This window comes from Mesorhizobium sp. M7A.F.Ca.ET.027.03.2.1, assembly GCF_003999175.1.
Lineage (GTDB): Bacteria > Pseudomonadota > Alphaproteobacteria > Rhizobiales > Rhizobiaceae > Mesorhizobium.
Genome location: NZ_RZOM01000304.1, coordinates 1 through 6016 on the forward strand (window position 1 = coordinate 1; position 6016 = coordinate 6016).

9 protein-coding genes are annotated in these 6016 nt (G+C 63.7%); 7 read left to right on the forward strand and 2 right to left on the reverse strand.

The genetic code is table 11. The features are described from left to right. The first annotated feature begins 15 nt into the window (after window positions 1–15). Window positions 16–321 carry an urease subunit beta gene (locus EN750_RS15270; protein WP_127396916.1) on the forward strand — a complete coding sequence of 102 codons (306 nt, stop codon included), beginning with the start codon at window positions 16–18 and terminating at the stop codon, window positions 319–321. A 20-nt stretch (window positions 322–341) separates the two neighbouring features. Here the strand turns inward: EN750_RS15270 and EN750_RS15275 are convergent, their stop codons facing one another. Both EN750_RS15275 and EN750_RS15280 read right to left on the reverse strand, forming a co-directional pair. Further along, on the reverse strand, window positions 342–830 hold the full coding sequence (locus EN750_RS15275; protein WP_127396917.1) for a hypothetical protein: 489 nt from the start codon (window positions 828–830) through the stop codon (window positions 342–344). Between the two features lie 129 nt (window positions 831–959). After that, complete coding sequence (locus EN750_RS15280) at window positions 960–1343, reverse strand: hypothetical protein (protein WP_127383078.1); 384 nt, start codon at window positions 1341–1343, stop codon at window positions 960–962. Window positions 1344–1507: 164 nt separating this feature from the next. Between EN750_RS15280 and ureC the strand changes: the two genes are divergently transcribed. The 6 genes from ureC to EN750_RS15310 all read left to right on the forward strand — a co-directional run. Further along, complete coding sequence (gene ureC / locus EN750_RS15285) at window positions 1508–3223, forward strand: urease subunit alpha (protein WP_170136789.1); 1716 nt, start codon at window positions 1508–1510, stop codon at window positions 3221–3223. Between the two features lie 92 nt (window positions 3224–3315). Continuing rightward, window positions 3316–3909, forward strand: a complete 594-nt coding sequence (locus EN750_RS15290) for a hypothetical protein (RefSeq protein WP_127396918.1) — start codon at window positions 3316–3318, stop codon at window positions 3907–3909. A 44-nt stretch (window positions 3910–3953) separates the two neighbouring features. Then, window positions 3954–4559, forward strand: coding sequence for a glutathione S-transferase family protein (locus EN750_RS15295; RefSeq protein WP_127396919.1), 606 nt, complete (start codon window positions 3954–3956; stop codon window positions 4557–4559). After that, window positions 4556–5149, forward strand: coding sequence for an urease accessory protein UreE (locus EN750_RS15300; protein WP_127396920.1), 594 nt, complete (start codon window positions 4556–4558; stop codon window positions 5147–5149). Before EN750_RS15295 ends, EN750_RS15300 begins: the two co-directional genes overlap by 4 nt. Next, window positions 5142–5813: an urease accessory protein UreF gene (locus EN750_RS15305; RefSeq protein ID WP_127396921.1), complete on the forward strand. Its 672-nt coding sequence runs from the start codon at window positions 5142–5144 to the stop codon at window positions 5811–5813. The genes EN750_RS15300 and EN750_RS15305 overlap by 8 nt, the downstream gene beginning before the upstream one ends. Then, the coding region (locus EN750_RS15310; protein ID WP_145967671.1) for a DUF3995 domain-containing protein at window positions 5810–6016 on the forward strand (207 nt) is incomplete at its 3' end. The genes EN750_RS15305 and EN750_RS15310, both read left to right, overlap by 4 nt.

Genomic DNA, 6016 nt, shown 5'->3' on the forward strand with positions numbered 1-6016 from the left:
CGTGTGAGGGTGACCATGATCCCCGGTGAAATCATCACGGTGAGCGGCGACATCGAGCTCAACAAGGGCCTGCCGACCGTCACCCTGAAAGTCGCCAACAGCGGCGACCGGCCAATCCAGGTCGGCAGCCACTACCATTTCTTCGAGACCAATGAGGGGCTGAAATTCGACCGTGAGCGCGCCAGGGGCATGCGTCTCGACATTGCCGCAGGCACGGCCATGCGTTTCGAGCCGGGCCAGGAGCGCGATGTCACGCTGGTGCCGCTCGGCGGCAAGCGCGAGATCTACGGATTTCAGCAGAAGGTGATGGGCAAGCTGTGAGATCTTCCGGCGCGCTCAGCTCAGTTCGATGGCTTGGCCGCGGCGTAGATGACGACCTTCCCGGGATCATCGAATTCGACGGCGAGGACATCCTGCGCCTGCACGCGCCGCGATTCGATGGCGTTGAACAGCAGCGCGTTGGCCTCGATCTCCTTGCGCAGCTCCGTGATGTCGTCCTGATGCTGCTTGACCTTGCTTTCGATCTCCGGCGGCGGGCCGCCTTCGCTGCGCGCGGCGTCGGTGAGGAACACGATGTCGACCTTGTCGAGCTTGGACGTCTTGCGCACCGTACCGATGTTTTCACGCGTGCGGTCGATCGCCGTGTTGACGCTGCGGGCCTCAGCGGTGGCCTTGGCCTCTTCCTGCTTGACCTGCGAGCCGACGATGCGGTTGACGGTCTCCGTGCTTTCGAGCCCTTGCGCCTTCAATCCGGTAGCAGGAACAGCAGCCGCCAGGAAGGCCGTGGCGGCGACTGCCCGCATTCCGGTCGAGAAAGAAGTGATCGCCATCGCTCGCTCCTGAGAGAAGTCGTTTCGGGACGCGGGTTAGCGCGAAAAGAACAAAACGAATGCCGCCCGGCGAAGGTTCCTTTCCCGATCCGGCCGGCCGGCCGAATGCCGGCCCGCCGTGCCGTCTCGTCAGCTCGCCTTCTTGGTGATCAAGGTCAGTGCGCCATTGGGTTCCATGCTGGCCGCGACCACCTGCGCAGAGGTCATTCCCTTGGCCTCCAGCGCCGACTTCACCTTGGGTGTGGCATCGATCGAGCTGCGCAGTTTCTTCAAGCCGTCATCGCCGCGCTGGGCGATCACCTGGTTGACCTGCGTCTGGGTGTCCTTTGGCAACTCGGTGATGTCGACGATGTTGACGCTCTGGATCGTCGGCACCGCAGGCTGAGCCTGGGGCGTGGCTGGAGCAGGCGTCGCCGGCGCCGGAGCGGGCTGTGGCGCGGGTTGCTGCTGGGCACTGGCGGCGCCCGCCAGCATCAGGCTGGCTGCGGCGGCAAGAATTATCGTTTTGCGCATGGATTTTCCTTTCCATCGATTGGCAAACGGTCGGTCTGGGGTGACCCCCTAACCTCAACCGCCAAATGGGATCAGAAGGTGTCGCCCAGCGGGTCATTGCGTGACCATAGGATGGCAGCAATGTGCAGCACCGCTTCAATCCAACCGCATTTCAGGAGCAATCGCTGATGGCCAGAATTACCCGCGCCGCCTATGCGCAGATGTATGGCCCGACGGTCGGCGACAGAGTGCGCCTTGCCGACACTGAACTGTTCATCGAGGTCGAGAAGGATCTCACCATCCATGGCGAAGAGGTGAAATTCGGCGGCGGCAAGGTGATCCGCGACGGCATGGGCCAGAGTCAGGTTTCCCGAGCCCAGGGCGCCGTCGATACCGTGATCACCAACGCGCTGGTGGTGGACGCCAGCGCCGGCATCTTCAAGGCCGATATCGGGCTTCGCGACGGCCGTATCGCGGCCATCGGCAAGGCCGGCAATCCGGACACCCAGGATGGCGTCACCATCATCATCGGTCCGGGCACCGAGATCATCGCCGGCGAAGGCAAGATCCTGACGGCAGGCGGCTTCGATGCGCATATCCACTTCATCTGCCCGCAGCAGATCGAGGAAGCGCTGATGTCAGGCATCACCACCATGCTCGGCGGCGGCACCGGCCCGGCGCACGGCACGCTGGCCACTACCTGTACGCCGGGGCCATGGCACATGGCCCGCATGATCCAGTCCTTCGATGCCTTCCCGATGAACATCGGCCTGTCGGGCAAGGGCAATGCCTCCCTGCCCGCCGCGCTCGAGGAAATGGTGCTGGGCGGCGCTTGCTCGCTGAAGCTGCACGAAGACTGGGGCACGACGCCGGCGGCCATCGATTGCTGCCTGTCGGTCGCCGACGACTACGACGTGCAGGTCATGATCCATACCGATACGCTGAACGAATCCGGCTTTGTCGAGAACACGGTCGCCGCCATCAAAGGCCGCACCATTCATGCCTTCCACACCGAGGGCGCCGGCGGCGGCCACGCACCTGATATCATCAAGGTCTGCGGCCTGCCCAACGTCATCCCGTCCTCGACCAACCCGACGCGGCCCTACACGGTCAACACCCTGGCCGAGCATCTCGACATGCTGATGGTCTGCCATCATTTGTCGCCGTCGATCCCCGAAGACATCGCCTTTGCCGAAAGCCGCATCCGCAAGGAGACCATCGCGGCCGAAGACATCTTGCACGACATCGGCGCCTTCTCGATCATCTCGTCGGACAGCCAGGCCATGGGCCGCGTCGGCGAAGTCGCGATCCGCACCTGGCAGACCGCCGACAAGATGAAGCGCCAGCGCGGCTCGCTGCCGCAGGAGACCGGCAACAACGACAATTTCCGCGTCCGCCGCTACATCGCCAAATACACGATCAACCCGGCCATCGCGCATGGGCTGTCGAAAGACATCGGCTCGATCGCGGTCGGCAAGCGCGCCGACCTGGTGCTGTGGAACCCGGCCTTCTTCGGCGTCAAGCCGGACATGGTGCTGATCGGCGGCATGATCGCCGCAGCACCGATGGGCGACCCCAACGCCTCGATCCCGACGCCGCAGCCAATGCACTACCGGCCGATGTTCGGCGCCTATGGCAAGGCCAGGACCAACTCGTCGGTGACCTTCGTTTCGAAAGCCGCGCTCGAGTCAGGCCTGCATGGCAGGCTTGGCGTCGACAAGCAGTTCGTCGCCGTCGAGAACACCCGCGGCGGCATCGGCAAGCATTCGATGGTGCTCAACGACGCCACGCCGCATGTCGAAGTCGATCCGGAAACCTACGAGGTGCGTGCCGACGGCGAGCTTTTGACCTGCGAGCCGGCGACGGTGCTGCCGATGGCGCAGAGATACTTTCTGTTCTGAAGCGGCGATTCGACCGGGCGAGTATTATCCGTTGCAGCCCTTGGTGGGAGGCAGCAATATGCGGCCGACCAATAGTTGCATTGTGATCGAGCATGGCCACCGAAATCGCTTCCGCCCACGACATTTTCCCCCATATCCGCATCGTCATGGGCATGGTGATCGGGCTTGGCGTCGCCCGCCTGCTGTCGGGGGTGGCGCGCATCGTCCAGCATCCCGGCCAGTACAAGCTCTATCCCGTGCATCTGGCCTGGGTCGTCTCGGTGCTCCTGATGCTGGTGCATTTCTGGTGGTGGGAGTTCGGCCTCTACGCCATCGAAACCTGGACCTTCGGCAAATATTTGTTCATCATCTTCTACGCGATCACGCTGTTCCTGCTGTGCGCGCTTTTGTTTCCCGATTCGATGCTGGACTACACCAGCTATGAGGATTTCTTCTATTCGCGCCGGGCGTGGTTCTTCGGCCTGCTGGCTGCGACCTACCTGCTCGACGTGGTCGACACGCTGCTGAAAGGGCCAGAGCATTTCGCCCGCTTCGGCAGCGAGTATCTGTTCCGCACGCCGGTCTTCGTTGCGCTGTGTATCGTCGCGATCCTGGTGCGCGATCGCCGCTTCCACATCGCCTTCGTCACGGCGGCGCTTATCTACCAGATATCGTTCATCCTGCGGCTCTTCGACACCATCGTCTGAACGAACGCGATGGTCTAGCTTGTTGGGGAAAGGCAGGGTTCGACATGTACAAGGCCGTCGGATCGCGCGGATCCCGGGTCAGCCGCGTTCTCTGGATGCTCGAGGAGCTCGCGCAGCCTTATGAATTCGTCGAGGTTCATCTGCGCTCACCGGAAGCCTATGCGCTCAACCCATCGGGCAAGGTGCCGATCCTCATCGACGGCGAACTGACGGTGACGGATTCGGCGGCGATCTGCGTTTATCTCGCCGACAAGCACGCGGACAAGGGAATGGGCGCCAATCCGGGTGTCGCCGGCCGGGCCGAGATGGATTCCTGGATGCATTTTGCCCAGAGCGAGTTGGAAGCGCCGCTGTGGAACAAATTGCGCCATCGCTTCCTGCTGCCTAGGGATGTGCGCGTCGATGTCGGTCCTGCGGCGGCTTACGATTTTGCCTCGGAACTGAAGGCGCTGGAGCGGCGGCTGGGCGACAAACCGTTTGCGCTCGGCGATCGGTTTTCCGCTGTCGATGTGCTGCTCGGCGACATGGGCGGCTGGGCTCGCGCCGGCCGATTCCCGATCGACTCCGAGCGCGTCAACGCCTATTTCGACCGCGTGCTGGCGCGACCTGCCCGTGTGCGGGCACAAGCAAATGGGGGATCCATGAAATGAAGCTCAACCTCAACACCGACTTCACCAAATTCCCGCGCGCCGTCTCCGTACTGTCCGCCGGCAATGCCGGAACCACCCTACCGTTGGGCCGGGCCATTCTCGCCCATGACGAGCGGCATCTGCGCCGCCGCGCCATCGAGCTTGCCGACGGCAGCAAGGTGCTGGTCGACCTGCCCGAACCCGTCGCCTTGAACGATGGCGACCGGCTGGTGCTGGAGGATGGCGGCCATGTCGAGATCATCGCGGCGCCGGAAGAGGTCTATGACATCCGCGCCCGCGACAGCGTGCATCTGGCCGAGCTCGCCTGGCATATCGGCAACCGCCATCTCGCAGCAAGCATCGAGGCCGGTCGCATCCTCATCCTGCGCGACCATGTTATCAAGGCGATGCTGGAGGGGCTCGGCGCCACGGTGGCCGACGTTTCCGAACCGTTCAAGCCGGTGCGCGGCGCCTATTCCGGGCATGGCGGGCAAAGCCACGATCACGGCCATGCGCATGCCCACAGCCACGCCGAAGCCCACAGCCATTCTCACGACGAAGCGCATACCCATTCGCACAGTCACGCCGGCCATCACCACGATCATGACTGACCAGCCTTCGAACATCGCCCTGCTGCGGCTGATGGCGTGGCTGTCGCCTGCCTTTCCGGTCGGCGGCTTTTCCTACAGCCATGGTCTCGAGCGCGCGGTGCATGACGGCCTGGTTGCCGATGCAGAAAACCTCGCCGACTGGCTGGAAACGCTGGTCGAGATGAGCTCGGGCTGGAACGATGCCGTGCTGTTTGCCGAGAGCTGGCGCCGGGCACGCGGCACCGGTGATCTCGATGAAGTGGCGGCACTCGCCGAGGCGCTGGCCGGCTCGCGCGAACGCCATACCGAAACCATGCTGCAGGGTGCCGCCTTCCTCAAAGCGTCGGCGGCCTGGCCCAATCCGGTGCTGGAGCGCTTGCCGGCCGAATGCGCCTATTGCGTCGCCGTCGGAGCCATTGCCGGCGGCAATTCACTCGCCCTTCAGGATGCGCTGTCGGCCTTCCTGCAAACCTTCTTCTCCAACCTCGTGCAGGCAGCGATCCGCCTTGGCGTTGTTGGCCAGAACGGCGCGACCACCTTGTTAGCCGGCTTCGAGCCGCTGGCCCTGGTGACCGCAAGCCGCGCCGCGCGCTCGACACTGGACGATCTCGGCGGCTGTGCCTTCGTCTCCGATGTCATGGCGATGAAGCACGAAACCCAGTATTCGCGACTGTTCCGCTCATGATTTTTCTCGCCTTCGCTCTCTCCCTTGTGCTGCTGCTGATCACCGCGCTGCATGTCTATTGGGGCCTTGGCGGCATCTGGCCGGGCCAGGATGCGGCCTCCTGCGCTCGCGCCGTGGTCGGCTTTCGCGGCGTCGATGATATGCCGACGCCGTTCGCCAGTTTCGCCGTTGCCGCGTGTCTCTGCCTGGCGACACTGTGGCCG